This is a genomic window from Bordetella flabilis (genome assembly GCF_001676725.1).
In the GTDB taxonomy this organism is placed as follows: domain Bacteria; phylum Pseudomonadota; class Gammaproteobacteria; order Burkholderiales; family Burkholderiaceae_B; genus Bordetella_C; species Bordetella_C flabilis.
Genome location: NZ_CP016172.1, coordinates 2,882,648 through 2,903,691, shown reverse-complemented (window position 1 = coordinate 2,903,691; position 21,044 = coordinate 2,882,648). Strand labels below are relative to the sequence as shown.

22 protein-coding genes are annotated in these 21,044 nt (G+C 65.1%); 10 read left to right on the top strand and 12 right to left on the bottom strand.

Features of this window, described 5'->3' with window-relative positions:
• Positions 1 to 91: 91 nt before the first annotated feature.
• From BAU07_RS27865 to BAU07_RS12635, 3 genes are all read right to left on the bottom strand, one after another.
• Positions 92 to 421: a four-helix bundle copper-binding protein gene (locus tag BAU07_RS27865; RefSeq protein ID WP_066658141.1), complete on the bottom strand. Its 330-nt coding sequence runs from the start codon at positions 419 to 421 to the stop codon at positions 92 to 94.
• A gap of 118 nt (positions 422 to 539) precedes the next feature.
• Positions 540 to 1,973, bottom strand: coding sequence for a heavy metal sensor histidine kinase (locus tag BAU07_RS12640; protein WP_066658139.1), 1,434 nt, complete (start codon positions 1,971 to 1,973; stop codon positions 540 to 542).
• Positions 1,970 to 2,644, bottom strand: coding sequence for a heavy metal response regulator transcription factor (locus BAU07_RS12635; RefSeq protein WP_066658137.1), 675 nt, complete (start codon positions 2,642 to 2,644; stop codon positions 1,970 to 1,972). Before BAU07_RS12635 ends, BAU07_RS12640 begins: the two co-directional genes overlap by 4 nt.
• A gap of 176 nt (positions 2,645 to 2,820) precedes the next feature.
• Between BAU07_RS12635 and BAU07_RS12630 the strand changes: the two genes are divergently transcribed.
• Together BAU07_RS12630 and BAU07_RS27795 are read left to right on the top strand one after the other, a co-directional pair.
• Positions 2,821 to 3,264, top strand: coding sequence for a DUF411 domain-containing protein (locus tag BAU07_RS12630; RefSeq protein WP_232338303.1), 444 nt, complete (start codon positions 2,821 to 2,823; stop codon positions 3,262 to 3,264).
• Between the two features lie 69 nt (positions 3,265 to 3,333).
• Positions 3,334 to 3,663 (top strand): heavy metal-binding domain-containing protein, encoded by a 330-nt coding sequence (locus tag BAU07_RS27795; RefSeq protein WP_415830226.1) that lies wholly within the window; start codon positions 3,334 to 3,336, stop codon positions 3,661 to 3,663.
• A gap of 82 nt (positions 3,664 to 3,745) precedes the next feature.
• Here BAU07_RS27795 and BAU07_RS12620 read toward each other — a convergent pair whose 3' ends face one another.
• Entirely contained in the window at positions 3,746 to 4,018 is a 273-nt protein-coding gene (locus BAU07_RS12620; protein WP_415830224.1) for a hypothetical protein, read from the bottom strand.
• Between the two features lie 500 nt (positions 4,019 to 4,518).
• On the opposite strand from BAU07_RS12620, the gene BAU07_RS12615 reads away from it, so the two are divergent.
• Positions 4,519 to 4,935, top strand: coding sequence for a GreA/GreB family elongation factor (locus BAU07_RS12615; RefSeq protein ID WP_066658126.1), 417 nt, complete (start codon positions 4,519 to 4,521; stop codon positions 4,933 to 4,935).
• Between the two features lie 168 nt (positions 4,936 to 5,103).
• On the opposite strand, the gene BAU07_RS12610 is transcribed toward BAU07_RS12615, so the two are convergent.
• The 8 genes from BAU07_RS12610 to BAU07_RS12575 form a co-directional block, all read right to left on the bottom strand.
• Complete coding sequence (locus tag BAU07_RS12610) at positions 5,104 to 5,643, bottom strand: MarR family winged helix-turn-helix transcriptional regulator (protein WP_232338302.1); 540 nt, start codon at positions 5,641 to 5,643, stop codon at positions 5,104 to 5,106.
• Between the two features lie 43 nt (positions 5,644 to 5,686).
• On the bottom strand, positions 5,687 to 6,688 hold the full coding sequence (locus tag BAU07_RS12605; RefSeq protein WP_232338301.1) for a hydroxymethylglutaryl-CoA lyase: 1,002 nt from the start codon (positions 6,686 to 6,688) through the stop codon (positions 5,687 to 5,689).
• Positions 6,685 to 8,346, bottom strand: a complete 1,662-nt coding sequence (locus tag BAU07_RS12600; protein WP_066658120.1) for an AMP-binding protein — start codon at positions 8,344 to 8,346, stop codon at positions 6,685 to 6,687. Before BAU07_RS12600 ends, BAU07_RS12605 begins: the two co-directional genes overlap by 4 nt.
• A complete protein-coding gene (locus BAU07_RS12595) occupies positions 8,333 to 9,112 on the bottom strand; it encodes an enoyl-CoA hydratase/isomerase family protein (protein WP_066658118.1) in 780 nt (259 codons plus the stop codon). Before BAU07_RS12595 ends, BAU07_RS12600 begins: the two co-directional genes overlap by 14 nt.
• A 9-nt stretch (positions 9,113 to 9,121) precedes the next feature.
• On the bottom strand, positions 9,122 to 10,129 hold the full coding sequence (locus BAU07_RS12590; protein WP_066658114.1) for a Bug family tripartite tricarboxylate transporter substrate binding protein: 1,008 nt from the start codon (positions 10,127 to 10,129) through the stop codon (positions 9,122 to 9,124).
• Positions 10,130 to 10,207: 78 nt separating this feature from the next.
• On the bottom strand, positions 10,208 to 11,404 hold the full coding sequence (locus tag BAU07_RS12585; RefSeq protein WP_066658112.1) for a CaiB/BaiF CoA transferase family protein: 1,197 nt from the start codon (positions 11,402 to 11,404) through the stop codon (positions 10,208 to 10,210).
• Positions 11,401 to 12,132 (bottom strand): enoyl-CoA hydratase/isomerase family protein, encoded by a 732-nt coding sequence (locus BAU07_RS12580; RefSeq protein WP_066658105.1) that lies wholly within the window; start codon positions 12,130 to 12,132, stop codon positions 11,401 to 11,403. The genes BAU07_RS12585 and BAU07_RS12580 overlap by 4 nt, the downstream gene beginning before the upstream one ends.
• Before the next feature lie 36 nt (positions 12,133 to 12,168).
• Positions 12,169 to 13,119 (bottom strand): NAD(P)H-dependent flavin oxidoreductase, encoded by a 951-nt coding sequence (locus tag BAU07_RS12575; RefSeq protein WP_066658102.1) that lies wholly within the window; start codon positions 13,117 to 13,119, stop codon positions 12,169 to 12,171.
• An 88-nt stretch (positions 13,120 to 13,207) separates the two neighbouring features.
• Here BAU07_RS12575 and BAU07_RS12570 point away from each other — a divergent pair, with 88 nt between their 5' ends.
• The 7 genes from BAU07_RS12570 (at position 13,208) to BAU07_RS12540 (ending at position 21,043) form a co-directional block, all read left to right on the top strand.
• Positions 13,208 to 14,452: a CaiB/BaiF CoA transferase family protein gene (locus tag BAU07_RS12570; RefSeq protein WP_084025669.1), complete on the top strand. Its 1,245-nt coding sequence runs from the start codon at positions 13,208 to 13,210 to the stop codon at positions 14,450 to 14,452.
• Positions 14,453 to 14,473: 21 nt separating this feature from the next.
• On the top strand, positions 14,474 to 15,451 hold the full coding sequence (locus BAU07_RS12565; RefSeq protein WP_066658100.1) for a Bug family tripartite tricarboxylate transporter substrate binding protein: 978 nt from the start codon (positions 14,474 to 14,476) through the stop codon (positions 15,449 to 15,451).
• A 262-nt stretch (positions 15,452 to 15,713) separates the two neighbouring features.
• The gene (locus BAU07_RS12560) at positions 15,714 to 17,090 is read left to right on the top strand and encodes an aminotransferase family protein (RefSeq protein WP_232338300.1); all 1,377 of its coding nucleotides are present in this window, start codon (positions 15,714 to 15,716) and stop codon (positions 17,088 to 17,090) included.
• 25 nt (positions 17,091 to 17,115) lie between these two features.
• Entirely contained in the window at positions 17,116 to 18,336 is a 1,221-nt protein-coding gene (locus BAU07_RS12555) for an ABC transporter substrate-binding protein (RefSeq protein ID WP_066658098.1), read from the top strand.
• An 84-nt stretch (positions 18,337 to 18,420) separates the two neighbouring features.
• Positions 18,421 to 19,281 (top strand): branched-chain amino acid ABC transporter permease, encoded by an 861-nt coding sequence (locus tag BAU07_RS12550; protein WP_066658096.1) that lies wholly within the window; start codon positions 18,421 to 18,423, stop codon positions 19,279 to 19,281.
• Positions 19,281 to 20,252, top strand: a complete 972-nt coding sequence (locus tag BAU07_RS12545; RefSeq protein ID WP_066658094.1) for a branched-chain amino acid ABC transporter permease — start codon at positions 19,281 to 19,283, stop codon at positions 20,250 to 20,252. Before BAU07_RS12550 ends, BAU07_RS12545 begins: the two co-directional genes overlap by 1 nt.
• A complete protein-coding gene (locus BAU07_RS12540; protein WP_084025667.1) occupies positions 20,249 to 21,043 on the top strand; it encodes an ABC transporter ATP-binding protein in 795 nt (264 codons plus the stop codon). Before BAU07_RS12545 ends, BAU07_RS12540 begins: the two co-directional genes overlap by 4 nt.
• The last annotated feature ends 1 nt before the right edge of the window (position 21,044 follow it).

Here is a 21,044-nt window from a genome sequence, read left to right as displayed (position 1 = left end):
CGGCGCGCGTGGTAGGGCGGGGTGGTATGGCGGGTGGTGCTGCGGGCGAGCCGACGCCAACGCCGCCGCCGAGCTTGGACCGGCCGTAGGGCTATGCCGCCATGGCACGGCAGGCCTGGGCGCACCGCTCGCAGGCGCGGGCGCACGCCTGACAGTGCTCCATCGCGTGCTTGCCGCACTCTTGCGCGCAAGCCGCGCAAACGTCGGCGCACAACGCGCAGACGTTTGCCGCGATGTCGCTACCTCTCCCCATCACGCCCGCCCCGCAGCGGCAGACCTCAGCGCAGTCCAGGTCCAAGCGTATGCAGCCCACCATCTCCTGGACGTTCGGTTCCTCTAAGCACGCCGCCGCGCAGGTATCGCACGCGGTGGCGCAGGCATAACATTCTCGGATGCACTGCTCGAATTGGTTCGTGACCATGGTGGCTCTCCTGTCGATACCAGCGCGGGCGTCATGCCAACGCCAAGATGCCGCAGGAGGGCAGCAGGCGCCGTACCGCTATGGGGCATATGAAAGGCCCTGTTTCATTACGGGAATGTCAGGTTCGCAATTGCGGCGCGGATTGCGCACGCGTGGGCTCGCTGGGCGGGGGCGCCGCCTGGGCAGGACGGGCGCGGGAGAGCGTAAAGCCGACGATCGTACGGCCCGCTTCGGACAGCGCAAAGACGCGTCCACCGTGCATTTGCGCTATGGCACGAACGATGGCCAGGCCCAGACCGTGTCCTTCGGCGCGGCGACTGCGTGCGTCGTCTACCCGATAAAAGCGGTCGAAAATCCGGGGCAGCGCCTGCGGCGGTATGGCGTCACCGGCGTTGACGACGCGGATCTCGACTTCGGTCAGTGACTCGATGCAGGCAATCTCCAACGTCGCCCCGGCCGGCGAGGCTTTGATGGCGTTCGCAATCAGATTCGAGAGGGCGCGGCGCAGTAGGCGAGGATTTGCCCGGACGCGCGCGTCGCCCGCCTGGCGCAGCGTCAGCCGTGCTTCTTGCAGTGCCGCGTCATAGTATTCGGCCACATGGTGGATTTCGCCCTGTATGTGGATTTCCTGGAGATCGCGGGCAAGCTCGCCGCCATCGGCGCGCGCCAGGAACAACATGTCGTTGATCAACGCCTTCAGGCCGACCAGCTCCTCCAGATTGGATTCCAAGACCTCGCGCAGTTCGCCATTGGAGCGATCCGTAGCCAGAATGATTTCGGTACCGTTGATGAGGGTGGCCAAAGGGGTCCGAAGCTCGTGCGCCACATCGGCGTTGAAGCCTTCGAGCTGCCGATAGGCTGCTTGCAGGCGATCCAGGGTGCTGTTAAAGGCGACGGACAGCTCGCGCAACTCGCGGTCGATGCCCTGCACAGGCAGCCGCAGATCTAGATGATCGGGTTGGATGCGCGCGGCCTGGTGAGACAGCCGGTGCACGGGGGCCAGGCTGCGGCGCACTGCCCAGGCGGCCAGCAGGGCAGAGGCGCCGACCCAGAAGGCACAGATGGCCAATAGCACCGTGGCAAAACCATAGAGAAATTCCGCGCTCGGCTGAGTATCGATGGCGACTGTTAGTAGCGCGCCCGGCGCGGCCTGTGAGTGCACCGGCACCTGAAGGGCCCGCATCCGCGTTCCGCTCGCAGTCTCCACCAGGACCTCGCGACCCTGTCCCATTCGCAACGCCAGCGGGGGCGCGTCGCCATAGAGGACTCGGCCCTGCGTATCGACGAGCCAGGCCTTCAGATTGTTGTGGCCGACGAGAATGTTATCCAAGGTGCCCTTGAGCGCAGCGAGCTCCTCGGGCGTACTTTGCATGCCGATCAGGTGGTCGATCAGCTCCAGCTTGCCGGCGACTTCGGCCATTTCGCGGCGCTGCACTTCGTACTTCAATGCGAGGAAAAGCGTGTACCCCGCGACGCTGGACACGACTAGCGCGATCGCCGCCAAGAGCAGCGTGAGGCGCACGCGGATAGAGGTGATGGCCGCGGTCTTCATGCATCGTCACGCTTCAAAACATAGCCTTGGCCGCGCACCGTATGCAGCAGCTTCACCTCAAACGGATCGTCCAGCTTGGCGCGCAGCCGCCGGACGGCGACTTCGATGACGTTCGTGTCACTGTCAAAGTGCATGTCCCACACCTGTTCGGCAAGGGTCGCCCGCGAGACTACTTCGCCTTGGCGGCGCAACAGTAGGGAAAGCAGCACGTATTCCTTGGCGGTGAGATCCAGACGGGTGCCGCCGCGATGGGCCTTACGGCGCACCACGTCAAGCTCGAGGTCGGCCAGCTTCAGCAGCGTCGCTTCATGGCTGCGCCCGCGCCGCAGCAAGGCGTGCACGCGGGCCAGCAGCTCTGAGAAGGCGAAGGGCTTGACCAGGTAGTCATCCGCGCCGCCGTCCAATCCTCTGACGCGGTCCTCGACCTTGTCGCGGGCCGTGAGCATCAGCACCGGCGTATTGCCCGCCTGGCGCACCTCGGCCAGAATGCCGAAGCCGTCTAGGCCCGGCAGCATCACGTCCAGGATGATCAGGTCGTGGCCGCCGCCCAGCGCCGCGCGCCGCCCCGACAGGCCGTCGCGTGCGACGGTCACCGCATAGTTCTGCTCGGACAAGCCTTTCTGAAGGTGGTCGGCAAGCTTGTGTTCGTCTTCAATGATGAGTAGCCGCATGATGCGTCGGGCCGGAACAGGGATAATGGTGATTATCCAGCACTCCGACCCATCGCTTTTGCCAAGGGATGGGTGCGGCTTGGCACCACGTACGGGCCCCGATGGCGTCAGGAGTGCCTCGTAAGAGAAGAAGGGAACCTCTCAGCATGCAACCGATATCGGAAACTCATCGTCAAATGCGCCGCGCCTTGCTGGTAGCGCTCGCCGGCGCGCCTGTCTGGGCGGTGGCGGGCAGCGGCGCGCAAATTTCGGTCTGGAAGACACCGACGTGCGGATGCTGCAAGGACTGGGTCAAGCATCTGAAAGACAGCGGATTCGAGGTCGCCGTGCACGATGTGCCGGACACGTCGGCCGTGCGGCAACGCAATGGCATTCCGAACGACTACGCATCGTGCCACTCCGCGCGCATTGACGGCTACGCGCTGGAGGGCCATGTGCCCGCGACCGAGATCCGCCGCTTGCTCCGGGAGCGTCCCGAGGCGGTCGGTTTGGCGGTACCGGGTATGCCGCTGGGCGCGCCCGGCATGGACGGCCCCGACTACGGCGGCCGTCGTTTGCCCTACAACGTCTATCTGATCGAGCGGGCAGGGCGTGCGCGGGTTTACCAGGCCTACGTATAGCGCGTCCAGCTCGCGCCCTCGCGGCACGCATTCCAGTGCGCCCCGTGACCTTGTGGACATCGACTATACGTGTCCGATGCACCCGCAGGTCCGCCAAAAAGACCGGGCAACTGTCCGATCTGCGGCATGGCCCTGGAGCCGGTGATCCCCGCGGAGGAGGCTGACAGCGAAACCTCCGAGCTGCGCGACTTCAACCGCCGGTTCTGGATCGCCTTACTGCCGACCGTCCCAGTCTTTGCGCTGGAGACGGGCGGGCTCTGGGCCGATCTTCATCCTAGGACGGCCAACGGGTTGCACCATGCTCTCTGTATTGCACTTTACATAATATGCATTATGCGGTTGTTGGAGCGTTCTGCCCGAAATGGTCCTGTACATCGCAGCGGTCCGGCGGCCGCCTGATCCCCCAACTGGCCGAGCCTTCGAGCAAAGCTGCGATGGCAACCCGCCGCACCGTGACGGCGACATGAGACTCCGGTTTGGCTCAGGCTTTCGCATTCGGGTCCGCCTGGGTCGAGGGCCGGGTCTTCAACACGCCCCGGATGTTCATCACTGCCAGACCAAGCTGCAGCGCGATCAGCGCATAGGCCTCGTCGTGCCACCCCCACGCTATCCACAGCAGGTTGCTCAGCAGGAAAACCCAAAACCCGGTTTTACGGCGATGCTTCTGCGTGGATGCGACCAGCCAAGCCGCGGCAAGCGATGCCACCATGGCGGGCCATTGCAGCAATTCAATGATTTCCAACCCCATGCTCATAGTCCTCGATCGTCCGGGCATGGATGCCCTTTGCTGAGGCGCTAGGCAAGCGGCGCGCCGGGACGCCTTCCGGCCAACTTCGCCAGGCCGCTGCGGGCGAGGAATCGGCGCCGGTGGCGATTGCCAGCATGATCGCCTGCTCATCGATACCTCCGCGTCGATATGACTGGCGGTATGGCGCGATGCATACACGTCGATCATGAATTCCCGTCTCGCCGCATTGGACGGGTCGCCATGGACGGCCTACAATCGTCGCCATGACTTCACGGCACGCCACGCACGATTTCACGACCGGTACCGGCCCGCGCCAGCGGCCGGGCCTGGCGTGCGCCTGCCCGCCTGGCGTCCACATGACCGGACCGGCCGCGGCTTTTGCCGCACATGCTTGAGCCCGGCGACCCGCAGCACTTTTTCCAGCGCATTCCTCCAGGTCGTCGGGCCCAGCCCGCGCAAAGCCGTGCCGCACCTCCGTGCGGCGCAAGACCTTAGAGGAACATCCCATGCACGCACTGACCCATGAACGGGTGCTGACCGAACTCGACCATGCTCGTCTCGTCGGCCTGTTGGCGCGGCTGACGGCCAGCCGCCATCTGGAAGCAACGCATAGCGCCCATGACTTTTTCGACATGGCGCCTACCCTGCCCGGCCACGCGGTTCCGCCTGATCTCATCACGATGCGTACCCGCATCCGGCTGCGCGACGACAGGGATCAGGAGCACGAGGTGACCCTGGTCTACCCGGCGGAGGCCGATGCGGCGCATGGCTGCATTTCCGTGCTGTCGCCGCTGGGCCTGAGCCTGATCGGCTGCCGCGAGGGCCAGACGGTCCAATGGCAAGGGCCCGACCGGGTGGTGCACCACGGGACCATCGCAAAGGTCGTGTACCAGCCCGAAGCGGCCGGCGACTACGGCGCCTGAGCGGGACAGCGGCAGCCATGAAGGTTTCCGCCGCTGGCTGGTCGTGCCTGGCGACGCCGCTTGCAACACGATGGGCTGTCAACGCCCTACCCGTCGCACGCGCTGGCGAGTTTGCGGTCAAGGCCCTGCCTATCGGGCGCGTCGGGAGGGTGCGCGTCAACGCCCTTCCTATCGCACACGCCCCGGGGTTTCGCGGGATTTCGCCAGCGTTTTCTGCGCGTGCGTGGTCAACACGTCGAGCGCGCGGTCCAGGACCGCCCGCTCCTCCTCGCTGAGAACGGACAGCAGTTCCTCGTTGCGCCGGACGGCGCGCGGAAAGACTTTGCGATAGAGCGCCTTGCCCTGCGAAGTCAGGCTCAGTTGCACGCCGCGGCCGTCGCTCTCGTCGGATTCGCGCTGGAGCAAGCCGCGTTCGATCATGTCCGACACGGTCCGGCTGGCCTGGCTCTTGTCCAGGTTGACCTCGCGTGCCAGGCCTTGCAGAGACATCGGCGCATGGGTCCCGAGCATGCCGACGATGCGCCATTCGCGCGGATCGAGGCCGAAATCGCGTTGGTTGGACTCGGCGGCGAGCCGGCTCCAGGTGCTGGCCAGCATGTTCAAGCGAAAGGAGATGAGCTCCTTGAAGTTTCGCGCACGGGTTTTCCCCGCGTCGGACGACTGGGCTTCAGGCGGCATTTTCGTTCGGGTGACAGGGTCGTTGCTCATGATGTGGCGAGTCTAATGGATCGGCGGCGCCGGACGACTCCGGTCATGCGGGTCGAGCGGGCGCGGTGTATGGAGCGGTACGCAAGGGATTGAGGCCGCTGCGGGCTACGCGTCCCTGCAGCGTTCTGCCCAGCGCCTGTTCGCAGGCTTCAACGGTGGACAGCAACCTGTCCAGGTCGATACCGGTCTTCACGCCCATGTTCTCGAAGAGGTCCACCAGGTCCTCCGTGCATACATTCCCCGTGTGCCCGCCACCGTACCGAACCTTGGCGGGGTGGCCGCCGACGCCGCCGATGGCGCAATCGAAATGCCTCACCCCCGCCTCCAGTGCCGCGACGTAGTTCGCCAGCCCCGTACCGCGGGTGTCGTGAAAGTGGGCGATGGGGACGACGTCCGGGTACTCCGCCATCAGGCGGCGAAACAGCGTGCGTGTCGTGACCGGGGTCGCGGTGCCGGTGGTGTCTCCGAGCGTCACATGGCGTACGCCAGCGTCACGCATCCGGCCCACGTCGTCCATCACGATGGACGGGTCGACCTTCCCTTCGAAGGAACACCCGAACGCCATGGAGATCGTCCCGATCAGGCGAAAGCGGCCGCCCGCGGCGCCGGCCATCTGCCGGATATTGGCCCACTGGTCCGCCCGGCTGCGCGCCAGGTTCTTCATCGAATGCGATTCCGTGGCCGAGACCAGCAGACTGATCTCGTTGGCGCCGAAGCCTGCCTGGGCGTCGGCGACGGCGCGTTCGACCGCGCGCACGTTCGCGCAAGTCGCCTTGTAGAAGACGCCGGGACGGCGCGGCAACCCGCGCAGCATGTCGGTCGCGTCGGCGAATTGCGGCACGACCTTGGGGTTGCTGTATGAGGTCGCCTCCACCCGGGCAAAGCCGATATCCGCGAAGCGTTGCACCAGCGCCGTTTTGGTAGCGGTGGGCAGGAAATCCGGTTCATGCTGCAGGCCGTCGCGGGCGAAGCATTCGCACAGCACGACGGTCCGGCCGTCCTGTTCCAGCGAGGAAACCATGTTCGCGCTATTTCCGTCGTTCATGAGGCCACCGTGTCGCGTTCGATCTTCCACAGCTTGATCGCGTAGTCGCGCAACTTGTTCTTTTGCACCTTGCTGCTGCCGGTCATGCCAATGTTCTCGAAGGTGTCCACCAGCGCGATATAGCGAGGCACCTTGAAGTTGGCGCAACGCGCCTTGCACCAGGCCAGCAGTTCCTCGCAACTGCTCTGCTGTCCCGGCTTCAACAGGATGAAGGCGCCCGCCACCTCGCCCAGCCGGGCATCCGGGACACCAATCACCTGCGCCATCTGCACCGCGGGATGGCCGTGCAGGACCTCCTCCACTTCCGCCGGGGCGACGTTCTCTCCGCCGACACGGAAGATGTCCTTGAGCCTTCCCACCATGCGCATGCGCCCGTCCGCGCGCTGCTCTCCCATGTCGCCGGTACGCAGCCAGCCGTCCGGGGTAAAGGCGCGCCCGGTCGCTTCGGGCAGCTTGTAATAGCCGCGCATGACGTTCCAGCCGCGGACCTGGATCTCGCCCTGGGCCGTCCCGGGCGGGGTGACGGCGCCGGTATCCGGGTCCGCCAGGCGTACCTCGACGCCCGGATGCGGCAGCATGAAGCCGTCGCGGCGCAGTTCGAAGGCGTCCTCGCGGTCGCTCACCAGTACGTTGGGCGATGCCTCGGATTGGCCGTAGGCGTTGCAGACATATGGGACCTGCATGACATCCCGGATTTTCTGCATGACTTCCGGCCCCGCCGCCGCCCAGCCGCCCTTCAGGCAGATACGCCCGGGGTCGAAGTCGGCGTGCCCCATCATCATCAGGAAGATCGTGTCATTGCCGGAAGTAAGCGTGCAGCGCTCGGTTTCCAGGACTTCCAGCGTCTGCTTGACGTCGAATTTCGGCAGGCTCAACAGGCAGCAGCCCGTGACCAGGGTCACCAGCACGGACAAGGTACTGCCCGCGACGTGGTAGAACGGCCGGATGCTGAAGTAGCGGTCCTCGGCGGTCACGCCCAGGCGGCGCGCCACGCAAGCGGCATTGCCCAGCATGTTGTGGTGGGTAAGCATCACACCCTTGGGAAAGGACGTCGTGCCGGACGTGTACTGCATCAGCAGGACGTCCTCCGGTGAGACGGAGTCGGCCAGCCTGTCCAGTTCCTGGTCGGAAACCTCCTTGCCGGCGTCCAGGAAGGCTGCCAGCGTCTGCAATCCTCCGGGCGCACCGCCCTCTCCCACCATGACGGCGCGGCGCAACTGCGGCAGCGCGTCGCCGGGCAAGCCTCGGTCGATGGCCGGTTCGACCTCGCGCAGCAGCCCGGTGAAGTCTATGCCCAGGAAATTGTCGGCATACAGCAGCAGCTTGACATCGGCCTGCTTCAGGCAGAACTGCAGCTCTTCGATTCTGAAGCGTGTGTTCACCGGAACGGTGACCGCGCCGATGGAGGCGCAGGCGAAAAACGCCGCGATCCACAGCCCCGAATTGCCCAGCATCAGGCCTACGTGATCGCCCTTGCCGATGCCCGCCTTGTGCATGGCGGCCGCCAGGCGCCGGCTCTCCTTGCGCATGGCACTCCAGCTCAAGCGTTCCCCGGGCCCGACATAGGCTTCCTGCTGCGGCCGTGCGAGTCCGGTGGCCTTCAGGACCTGCGCGACGGTCGCCGGGATGGGAACCCCATGATCGTCAAGAAGCCGCATCGCCCTTCTCCTTTTTGCCGAAGGTTGAAATCGCCTTCTGCCAATCGCTGTGCCGAAGGTTGCGCTGGATGGCCACCAGTTCGATCGCCATGGCGCCTTCGCGCGTGGTATCCAGCCCCTCGTCGATGCTTTGCTTGGTCAACCGGACCGTCAGCGGATTGGCTGCCGCGATGCGTTCAACCATTTCAGCAATGGCGGCGTCGAATTCCTGCGGCTCGTACACATGGTTGACCAGCCCCAACTGCAGGGCTTCGCGTGCGTCCATGGTTCTACCGGTAAAAAGCAGTTCCTTGGCCATGCGGCGCCCGACGATACGCGGCAACCTCTGGGTCGCGCCGACCGTCCCCCACCCCACCTCCGGGTACTTGAAGGCTGCCTGCGACGTCGCCAGGACGAAATCGCAGGCGGCGGCGATCTCACAACCGGATCCGAACGCCGCACCGTGCACGGCGGCGATCAGGGGCTTGGACAATGCCTCGAGGGCGGCATACGCCGTAAAGCCGTCCACCCTGCGCGCGACCATCTCGGCCGCACTCATGCCCTGCCTTTCCTTCAGGTCCGCGCCGGCGCAAAACGCCACGCCGCGGGCCCGGAGCACGACGACGCGCACGGCTTCGTTCTGCTCCAGCGCCTCGCACGCGGCCGTGATCTCATGACACATGCGCAGGTTCAGCGCGTTGCGGCTATCCGGACGGTTCAGCCAGAGGGTGGAGATCCCTCCTTCAAGTTCGAGTTGCAGTGTTTCGAATACGGGTAGCGTGCTCATTCCCTTCCCTCACTCTTGTAGTTTCATGCCGGTCGCCTTCACAAGCTCGGCGAGCCGCATGCCATCGGCGCGAATGTAATCGGTGGCCTGTTGCTTCTGTTGGGGCATCACGATGGCGTTCTGCGCCGCCAGGATCTTCTTGAATTCCGGTCGCTCCTGTACCGCCTTCAGGGCCTGCGCCAGCTTGTCGACGATGGCGGCGGGCGTTCCGGCAGGGACGGCCAGGCTGTACCAGCTACCTGAGACCATGTCGGGAAGACCGGACTCCGCAAAGGTGGGCACGTTCGGCAGGTCGGGCGAACGTTCCGTGTTGGCATAAGCCAGCGCGCGCAGCTTGCCGGACTTTATAAACGGCAATACGGCGGAAATATTGAGCAGTCCGACCGCAACCGTGCCGGCCACCAGGTCATTCACCGCCGGCGCTGCGCCCTTGTAAGGCACATGGACGAGATCCACATTGGCGTAGTGCTTGAACATCTCCGCCGCGATGTGCGGCGAGCTGCCCATGCCCGCGGACGCGTAATTGAATTTTCCCGGCTGCGACTTGGCCAGGGCGATGAATTCTTTCAGGTTCTGCGCGGGAACCGACGGATAGACGGTGAGGATATTGGGCACATTCGCCACCATGCCCACGAACTCGAAATCCTCGATGCCCTTGTAGGGCACCTTGGTCGCCATCGGCGTCACCGTGTGAGCGGCCGCTGTACCCAACAGCATGGTGTAGCCGTCGGGCGCGGCTTTGGCCACATAGGCAGTGCCTATGCTTGCCCCGCCGCCAGGTTTGTTTTCGACGATCACGGATTGCCCCAGGATCTCTCCCAGTTCCTTGGCGAGCGCACGTCCCAGAAGATCAGCCGGCCCTCCAACCGCATAGGGATTGATCAGTACCAAGGGGTGCGAAGGATAGCTGTCGGCCGCCATGGCCTTGGGCAGCGCCATGCACAGCGCAAAAGCCGGCAGGATCTGGCGAAACAATCTTCGGACCTTGCGGCGAAGCGTCGGGCGAAGCATGTTCATGTGTTGTCTCCTCTCTGGTTATTGGCGCGCGACCCGCGCGATCGTGTGCGTGCCCCGGCGTTCCTGACGCGCGCGTGGCTAGACGGCGCCGGCGCCACGCAGGCGCGCGATCTCGGCATCGGCCAAGCCCAGCTTTTCGCGTAACACTTCATCCGTATGCTCGCCCAGCAGCGGCGGACGGCCCACCTGCGGGTCATCCATGCCATCGAACCGCAATGGCACGCGCAGACCGGGGAAGCGGCCGACCAGCGGATGCTCGAAGTCCACCACCATGCCGCGCGCCGCCACGTGCTCATTGGCAAGCACTTCGTCGACCTGCAGGATGGGGCCTGCGGGGACGCCGGCTGCATCGCAGCGGCGGCACAGCTCATCCCGGTCCAGTCGGCGTATCGCCTGCTGCAAGCCCGCCATGATCTCCTCGCGCCGCGCCAGGCGATCGGCGTTGCGAGCCAGGGCCGGATCGGCGCCCCACGCTTCCAGGCCGAGCAGATTGCACAAGGGGGGCCAGTGCTGGTCGCTACCGGTTATCTGGACCCACTTGCCGTCCGCGCACAGGAAGGCGGCCGACGGGATGCGGCCGGGATGTTCCGTACCCAGGCGCTCGGGGACTTCTCCAAGGGTGAACCAGCGGGCCGCGGCCAGCGACAACAGCCCCACTTGTCCGTCGAACATCGAAAAGTCCACGTGGCAACCGTGGCCGGTTTTCTCACGCCCCGCCAGGGCCGACAGGATGGCGATGCATACCCACAGGCCGGAGCTAAGGTCCGCCACCGGAAGACCGGGCTTCACCGGGCCGCCGCCGCGCTCGCCTGTCAGGCTCATGATGCCGCACATGGCCTGGAATACCGTGTCGTACCCTTTGCGCTTCGCGTAGGGGCCGGTCATGCCGAAGCCGGTGCAACTTACGTGGACGATACGGCTGTTGAGCGCTGACATCGCGGCATAGTCCAGCCCGTACTTCTTCATCGTCCCGACCGGAAAGTTCTCCAGCAGCACATCCGTCTTCGCAGCCAGGCGGCGAACGACATCCTGGCCCTCGGGAGAACGCAGATTGACCGTAATGGATCGCTTGCTGCGATTGAAGGCCATGTAGTAGGCCGATACGTTGCCCGCATCCCCCTGCACCACGGGCTCGAACTCCCGCGTTTCGTCGCCTGCGCCCGGCTGCTCGACCTTGATGACTTCGGCCCCCAGCTCGGCAAGGATCATGGACGCGAACGGGCAGGCCAGCACGCGCGACAGGTCCAGAATGGTGATGCCCTCCAGCGGTCTCATGCCTTGTCCTTGCGAAAGCCCCGCATCATGACGTTCGCGTCGCGGCCGACTTCGAGCGCCTGGGCCAGCCCCAGGTCCGCCGCGCGGTGAAACGCGCGCTTGGTCGTGGCCATGGCGATGGCGCTCCACCCCGCGACCTTGTGCGCCAGATCGAGCGCCGTATCGAGCACGCGCTCGTCCGGCACGACGCGATTGCACAGGCCCCAGGCCTTGGCGGCGTGGCCGTCCAGGGGTTCAGCCAGGGACACCAGTTCGAACGCCTGCTTGCGGCCCACCTGCCGGACCAGGTTCGCCATGACCACTGCCGCGACGATCCCGTGCTTGAGCTCGGGGTACCCGAAGCGCACGGTCTCCGACATGACGCACAAGTCGCAGGCGATGGCCAGGCCGGCACCGCCGCCCAGCGCGTTTCCCCGCACGGCGGAGACCACCGGTTTGTTCATCTGCGAGAACACCAGGTGCAGGCTGGTGGTCAGGTCCGCGCGGGCGCTCACCGCTTGTGGATCCTGCGGCGTCAGCGCGGAGAATTCAGTCGTGTCGGCGCCCGCGCAAAACGACTTGCCGGCGCCCGTCAAGACTACGGCGTTGATGCCGGCGGTCCGATCCGCCTCGCGCAGGCTGTCGAGCAGTTCCTGCGTCAGGCGCGTGTTCAGCGCATTGTGCTTCTCGGGCCGGTTCAGCGTCAGGATGCGGACAGCGCCGCGGTCTTCGATCAGCAGGTGTTCCATGTCGGTTCGCAAAGTCGTCTAAAGAATAGTGAGCGTTCAACGGGCCATCGTCCGCAGCCGGCCGGTGGCTTCATCCAGCTCGCGTACCAGGCGGTCCATTACGGCGGCGGCGGGTTCGATCTGTGAGATCAGGCCAGCGGACTGGCCCAGTTCTACCCTGCCCCACTCGACATCGCCGTCCAGCGCCGCCTGCCTGAGCGTGCTTTTCTTGAACAGGGCCAGGTATTCCTCTTGCGCCAATTGGGCGCGCTCCGCGTCGAAGATCGCGCGAGCAAAGGCGTTGCGCAGGCCGCGTATCGGCAGGTCCCGGCGCCCTACCAGGGCGGTGTCGTGGACATCCGCCGCCAGGACAGCGGCCTTGTAGTTGGCATGCACGGTGGCTTCTTCCGTGAGCAGGAAGCGGGTCCCCAGTTGCACCGCGTCGGCGCCGAGCGCCAGCAGCGCAGCGATGCCCCAGCCGTCGGCCACGCCCCCGCTGGCGATGACCGGAATGGACACTTCCTGCAGGACACGCCGCACCGTCACCAGGGTCGTCACCTCGCTGGCCGGCGGATGGCCCCCGGCCTCGGTGCCCACAACCACCAGCGCATCGACACCGGCATCGGCGGCCTTTCTGGCGTGTTCCAGCGTGGCGACGACCTGTATCCAGGTGGCGCCGATATCGCGGAAGCGCGGCAGGTGCGCTTTCGGGCTTCCCTGCGAGGCGATGACTACGGGCACCCGATGGCCATGCATGGCATCCAGGATCTCGGCGGCGCCAGGGCGGTATAGCGGAATGTTGACGGCGTAGGGCCTGTGGGTGGCATCGGACAGTTCGTCCAGCACGCGCACGAAATCGTCCGGCCGCAACGGGCCCGCGGCAAGTACCCCGAGCCCGCCGGCGTTCGAGACGGCCGCCGGCAGTGCCGCGCTGGACGAGGCCCAGCTCATTCCCGCCTGCACGATGGGATGGTCGATGCCGAGCATCGAGGTGATTCGTGTACGCATGGCGCTGGATGTCAGTCAAAGTAGTTGATAAACTAAACTAATTAGTGGACAAAATCAACTACCTATAAAGACCATGGAGGCGACGAACATGGAAACACCCGCTGCGTCCGCCGATACGGCAATGCCCCTGGCCGGCATACGGGTCGTGGACCTGACCTCGGCCGTGGTCGGCCCCTATTGCACCCAGGTGCTGGCCGACTACGGCGCCGACGTCATCAAGCTGGAGGAGAAGTCGGGCGATGTCATCCGCTGGATTTCCGGTCGATCCAGGACCCCGGGCATGTCGGGGAAGTTCATGCATATGAACCGGAACAAGCGCAGCATTTCACTGGATCTGAAGCAGCCCGCCGGCCGCGAGGCGCTGCTGAAGCTGGTGGATACGGCGGATGTGTTCCTGCACAACATGCGCAACGCGGCGGTGGGCCGCCTGGGCCTGGACGCGGGCACGCTCATGGCGCGCCGCCCCGGCTTGCTGTACTGCGGGATTGTCGGCTTCGGCAGCGACGGCCGATATGCCGGTCGGCCCGCCTATGACTCCATTCTGCAAGGGGGGACCGGGCTGGCGAGCCTGCTGTCCGGCGCTGACGGACAGCCACGCTACGTACCTTATGTGGTGATCGACCGTACCGCCGGGCTGATGGTCACGCATGCGCTTCTTGCCGCGCTATTCGCGCGCGAGCGCGATGGCAGGGGCCGCGTGATCGAGGTCCCCATGTTCGAGAGCTATGCCGGGCTGTTGCTTGGCGAACACCTGTACGGCCACAGCTTCGAGCCGCCGACCGATCGCCTGGGAGATCGCCGCCTGCTGGACGCCAACGCCCGGCCTGTGCGCACACGCGACGGCTATGCCTGCATCACGACCAACACCGATGCGCAGGTACGCAAGTTGTTCACGGCGCTCGGGCGCCCCGATCTGGCGGCCGATGTGCGCTTTGCCACGTCGCTATCGCGGATAGAGCATATCGCCGAATTCTTCGCCGTGCGCGCCGAGCTGCTGGCGCAACGCGATACCGATGAAGTCGTCGAACTGCTGTTGAAGCACGACATTCCGTGCATGCCGTGCCACACGCTGGAGTCGCTTTTGGCCGATCCGCACTTGGGCGACGTGGGCCTGGTGCAACCGGCGCAACATCCGACACAGGGCGAGATACGGCAGATACGCCCGGCCATCCGCATGACAGGCTTCGAGCCTTCCGTGCGCCTGCCGGCGCCCCACATCGGTGAACACACCGTCGCGGTTCTCGCCGAACTTGGCTACACGGCGGAGCGGATCGCGGAACTGTACGGCAGCGCCGCCGCCTACACCGCTCCAGACGCGCCCTCGTACCAATAACATCATACGGAGACGAATCCCGTGATAGATCTTCAGCGCCGCAGGCTTGTCGCCATCGCCGCCCTGGCGGCTGTTCCCACGCTGGTCTCCGGCCAGGCCGCATTTCCCCATCATCCCCCGCGGCTGATCGTCGGCTTTGCGCCTGGCGGGGGCAGCGATTTCATCGCCCGCGCCTTGGCCACCGAGATCGCGGGCCCTTTGGGCCAGCCCCTGATCGTGGAGAACCGTCCGGGCGCAGGCGGCGCCATTGCGGCACGAGCCGCCGCCTCCAGCGTGCCGGACGGCTACACCCTGTTTCTTGGCAGCGCGGCAACGTTCGTCATCAACCCGCTCCTGAAGAGCGACCTGCCCTACGACGCCGAGAAAGACTTTGTTCGAGTGGGAGCGGTGGCGCGTTTCGAATACGTGCTGATGGCACGTCCCGGCTTCCCTTACAAGACGGTGGCCGCGCTGATCGCGCATGCGAAACAGAGGCCTGAAGCGCTGACCATCGGTTCGGCCGGCAACGGGTCGAATACCCATCTGGCCGCCGCGGCCTTCCAGCAGGCCGCGGGCATACGCTTGCGGCACATTCCCTACAAGGGCACCACACCCGCCCTGAACGACCTGGCCGGCGGCAATATCGATCTATTGTTCGACTCCGTGCCTACGGTGCTGAATCTGGTCAAGGCCGGCAAGGTGACCGGACTGGCGACCACCGGCAATGTGCGGGAAGCCCTGCTGCCCGATCTGCCCACCATCATGGAGGCCGGCGTGCCCGGCTTCACCGCGAGCAATTGGTTCGCCGTCTTCGCTCCGGCCCGCACGCCGACGGACGTCGTCACGCGCATCAATGCCGCCATGCGTAAAGCGCTGACGGGCGAGGCACTGAGCGCGCAGTTGACCTCGACCGGCAACGTGCCGCTGCCAGGAAGCCCCCGGGACTTGCAGGAACTGGTGAAAAGCGAACGCGCTTCCTATACAGGCCTTATCAAGTCGTCAGGCATCAGGATCGACTGACAGCGCCGGGCCTGTCCGGTTACACGTAAATGCGCCGGTACTGCATACGTATACAGGGCTCCCCGCCTGCCTGCTTTGCAACCCGCCATCAGGCCCCCTTACCGACGGGAAAACCCTCATAGCCGTCTAGCCACGCCTCGATAAGAATACGGATTCATAGCGCCGGACTGCTTTGTTTCAGGGGCGTGGCCCACGGTCATCCCCTGCAAACCCCGAATTTTCGCGTGTATCCGGCGCATCGTCGCAAGGCAGGAATCCATTGATGATGAATGAAACTGAATTCGAATTCACCGAGCCTGCCATCGACGTGCTGCTCAAGCAGCCCCTGCACGCGCGGCTGCCGCTGGTCGACCATGCGAAGGGCGTCTACATCTACGACGCCATGGGCCGCGACTACCTGGATGGCTCTGGCGGCGCGATGACTGTTTCAATAGGACATGGCGTGCGGGAAGTGCTGGATGCCATGCATGGCCAGGCCGAGAAGGTCTGCTTTACGTATCGGACGCATTTCACCAACGCCCCGGCCGAAACCCTGGCGCAGACGCTGGTCGACCTGGCGCCCGAAGGCATCGAGCATGTGTTCTTCGTCAACAGCGGGTCGGAAGCCACTGAATTGGCTTTGCGTACCGCGCAGCAGTACTGGCGGGATCGGGGACGTCCCGGGAAAACCCATGTGCTGGGGCGGGCGATCAGTTATCACGGCATGACGCTGGGCGCGCTGTCCATGTCGGGCCATAGCGCCCGGCGCGCCGATTATGGCAATCTGCTGCACACGTTCGCGGTGGCCCCGCCGCCCTACCCCTATCGTTTTCCCCTGTCCGGTGCGGACGCGGAAGGCCACGGTGCCATGGTGTGGGACCGGATCATCCGCGAGTACGGGCCCGGGAAGGTGGCCGCCGTCATCGTCGAACCGGTCGTCGGCGCCGCGGGTGGCGCGCTGACGCCGGATATCGGCTACCTGCGCACGCTGCGTGAGATCTGCGACCGGCACGAGGTGCTGCTGATCTCCGACGAGGTCATCACCGGCATGGGCCGCACCGGTACCTGGTTCGGATGCGACCATGACGGCATCGCGCCGGACTTGATCGCCACGGGCAAGGGCATGACCTCCGGCTATACGCCGATGGGCGCCGTGCTCTTTCACCGGCGCATCGTCGAGACTTTCGCCGCCACGGGCAAGACCGTGCCCTTCGGCCATACCTTCAGTGCCAATCCCCTGTCCGCCGCGACATGCCTGGCTGTCGTGGACTACATGCGCAAGCATCGCGTGCTGGACAACGTGGCGGCCCGCGCCAGGCAACTGGAAGCCGGGTTGCGCCGCCTGGCGGCGCGTTTTTCCTGGATGGCCGACGTGCGCGGCCGGGGCCTGCTGTGGGGGTTCGAGTTCGTCACCGATCCTGTGGCCAGAACGCCGCCGGACCCCGCGCTCAATGCCAACACGCTATTTACCGCGCACTGCTTCAAGGCCGGCCTGATTGTCTATACCGCCGGCATCGCACCGTTTAACAACGCCACGCTGATCGCCCCGCCGCTGGTCATTACCGAAGCCGAGATGGAGGACCTGTTGCGGCGCTTGGAACGCGGGCTGACGACTTTCGGCGCCGAGATGGGCTACGCAGACCACCAAGCCGTGCGCTGAGCACGCACTTTCAAGGGGAAACACCATGATCTCTGACAGAAAGCTGGACCGCCGCACCATCCTAAAAGCCGGCGTCGCGGCGCTGGGCTCATCGCTGACCGGCATTTCCTGGGCGCAAGACTCCGACGCGTCGCTGACCATGGGCGTCTTGTCGCAGCAGACCGGCACCTTTGCCTATGCGGGCGACCTCGTCCTGAAGGGCGCGAAGCTGGCGATAGAAGAACGCAATGGCGCGGTACACGGCAAGAAGATCAACCTGGTGGTGCGGGATGACGAAGGCAAGCCCGCCGTGGGCGTACGCCGGCTGACCGAAGCGATCGCCTCCGACAAGCTGCGCTACTTCGTCGGCAATTTTTCCAGCGCCGTCGGCCTGGCGGAGCTGGAAGTCGCCGCCCAGGAGAAAGTCCTTCAGTACGCGGCCGGTGGCTCGGAAGACTTCACCGGGTCGCGCTGCAGTGCCTACACATTCCAATGGTCGGCCCATGCCTATACCGCGCTGCGCGCGACGCTGGAGTATGTCAGCAAGACCCTGCCCGACAAGAAAAAAATCTACACGATTACGGCCGACTACGCCTTCGGCCAATCGTTGCTGCATTACACCCGGGTCGCGGCCAAGGAACTGGGCCTGGAACTGGTGGGCAACGACAACCATCCGTCGGGCGAGCGCCAGTTCACCCAGTATTTCACCAAGGCCTTGTCTACCCGGCCCGACATCATCTGCCTGCTCACGGCAGGCGCCGACGCCGTGACGGCGATCCGGCAATTCAACAGCTTCGGCGTCAAGTCGGTGCAGATCGTCGGTCCGTGGACGCTGGAAGTGGAACAGATGCGGGAACTGTCACCCGCGATGCGCAGCGGCATGATACTCGGCCTGAACTATTACCAGGACATCGACACGCCCGTGAACAAGGCCTTCGTCAAGCGCTATCTCGAGGCCTACAAGAACGTCCCCTCCTATGCCGCGGCCTATGGCTACGACTCCATGCGGACCCTGTTCCTGGCCATGGACAAGGCCAAAAGCGTCGAGGTGAGCGCCGTCATCAAGGCCTTGGAAGGCATGCAGTACGACAGCATTTTCGGACCCACGCATATCGACGCCCGCACGCACCAGACCGTGCGGCCGTACTACGTGGTGGAGTGCAAGGCGCCCGCGGCCATGAAAAACGAATTCGACCTGGCCACCATCGTGGCGCAGGGCGACAAGCCGCAGCCGGCCGAACTCAACCAATGCAAACGCCAGGTGTAACGCCGCACGTTCCGCATCGCTCCAAGGTCTGCGCGCTGACCGGCACATAGGCCGCCGGGCGGCGCTTTCCATTCAAGGCCACCCATGACTTCCTTGCTCGCCGCACAGCTCCTGAACGGGCTCGCGATCGGGATGATCTACGCCCTTACCGCGTTCGGATTGTCCATCATCAAGGGGCTGCTCAATGTCCCGAACTTCGCGCACGGCGCTTTCTATGCGCTGGGCGCCTACGCCTGCTACGCCGCCCTACAGGCAAACATTCCTTTTGCGCTGGCGTTGGCCATCGCTTTTCTCGTACCGGCGCTGGTGGGCGCGCTTGTCGAGAAACTTGGCGTGTCCCGGCTGATGAGCGGTCCCTATCTTTACCAGCTGCTGTTCCTGTTCGGCACCGCGCTGATTCTGGAACAACTGATCATCATCATCTGGGGCACCATGGGCCTGAGCGCCGCCGCGCCCGAATGGCTTGAAGGCGCTTTCGACCTGGGCTTTACGTTCCTGCCCAGATACCTGGTGTTCAACGGCGCGATGGCGGCGCTTACCATCGCGGTCGTCTGGCTGATGATCGAGCGCACCCGGCTGGGCTCGCAGATCCGAGCCGGCATCGACAAGCGCGAGATGGCGCAGTGCCTGGGCATAGACGTATCGCGCCTGATCACCGCCGGCTTCGCCCTCGGCGCCGGCCTGGCCGGCCTGTCGGGCGGATTGGTTTTGCCGCTGCTGGGCGCCAATGCCACCATGGGCTCCGAAATGCTTTCGATCGCGTTCGTGGTGCTTGTCATCGGAGGACTGGGTTCGCTCTACGGCGCGCTGGCTGCCGGCGTACTGGTCGGGGTCATCCAGAGCGTGTCCTCGGTGTTCGTACCGTCCGCGAGCACCGTCCTGATCTACGTGGCCATGGTGGCCACCCTGATGGTCCGGCCGCAGGGCCTGTTTGGGGAACGCTGATGAAACGCACTGCCTCGACGTACCTGGTGTCGGGCGTGGCCATCGCGGTGGCGGTCGCGGCGCCCTTTTGCATGCCGCTCAATATCGCCACCGAGATCCTGATTTACGGCATCTTCGCGCTCGCCACTTACCTGCTCGTCAGCGTGGCCGGGCTGTATTCCTTCGGACAGGCGGCGTTCTTTGGTGTGGGTGGCTATGTGGCCGGCTACGTGTTCATCAACACGGATCTGCCGTTGCTGGCCGGGATCCTCCTGGCCGCCCTCGGCAGCGCCGCGGTGGCGCTGGTGGTGGGCATGATAAGCATCAAGCGCACCGGCATCTATTTCATGATGCTGACCTTTGCGTTCAACCAGATGATCTATTACCTGGCCTATAGCCTGCACAGCGTCACCGGCGGCGAAGACGGCCTTGGCGGAATACGGCGGCCCGACCTGGACATTCCCGGGCTGGGCACGCTGGACCTGTCCAGCCATCTGAATTTCTATATCTTCGCCGCGGTGCTGTTCGTCGCCATATTCGCCGCGCTGTACCAGACGATGAACAGTCCCCTGGGGCTGGTGCTCAACGCCGCCAAGCAGAATGCCCGGCGCACGGCCTCGCTGGGATACTCGGTGTACCGCGCGCAATTGCTGGCCTTCGTGGTGGCGGGCGCGGCGTCCGGCGTGGCGGGTGCCTTGTTCGCCCTGCTTTACCGCATCATGCCTATCGACGCCATCTCCTGGACGAACTCCGGCACCGCGGTTTTCATGGTGATCATCGGTGGCATGTCCTCCATCTTCGGTCCGATCATCGGCGCGGCGCTCTTCATCTGGCTCCAGGGCTTCTTCAGCCTGGTGTGGGCGCGCTGGCCCCTCCTGTTCGGCGTGTTCATCATCCTGGTGGTCCTGTTCCTGAAGGGCGGCGCCATCGAGCTGTTCGAGCGCGTCCGCCGCCTGGGTGGCGCGCGCGTCCAGCAAAGGAGCGCCCCATGAGCGACGCCGTGAACGGGCGGCAGACCGCCCACCCCGCCAAGGCCGCGCCGGCCTATGCCTACGAGGCCCGCAATGTCACCAAGAAGTTCGGGGCCAATGTCGTCATCGAGAACCTTTCGATCGGTTTCGAAGCAGGCATGCTGCACAGCATCCTTGGTCCCAACGGCGCAGGCAAGACCACCTTGTTCAATCTGCTCACGCGCGACCTGCCGGTCAGCGCGGGCGAGATCCTGCTCAAGGGCGATCCGGTGACGCGGCTGAAACCGCACCAGATCGCTCGCCGGGGCGTCGGACGCTCCTACCAGATCTCCAGCGTGTATCTGGAGCTGAGTTTCCTGGAGAACGTATGGCTGGCCGCCTATCGCGCGGCCCATGGCGGGCGTGTCGGCTGGTGGCGCAGGGTCGACCGCTACACGGCGTTGCGCGAGCAGGCCAGCCAGTTGCTGCACGAACTGGGCCTGGGCCAGTACGAACACACGCAGGCCGCGGCCGTCTCCTACGGCGACCAGCGCTTGCTGGAGATCGCCGTGACCCTGGCGACGCGCCCGGAGATCCTGCTGCTGGACGAACCCACCGCGGGCCTGTCGCAACGCGAGACGGAGCGGGTCAAGCGCTTCATCGCCGACATCAAGCCCCGCTACACCATTGTCATGATCGAGCACAAGATGAATGTCGTCATGGAGATTTCCGACCGCATCCACGTGATGAACCGGGGCGCCCTGATCGCCGCCGGCACGGCCGCCGAGATCGGCGCGAACCAGGCGGTGCACGCCGCCTACTTCGGACTGTGAA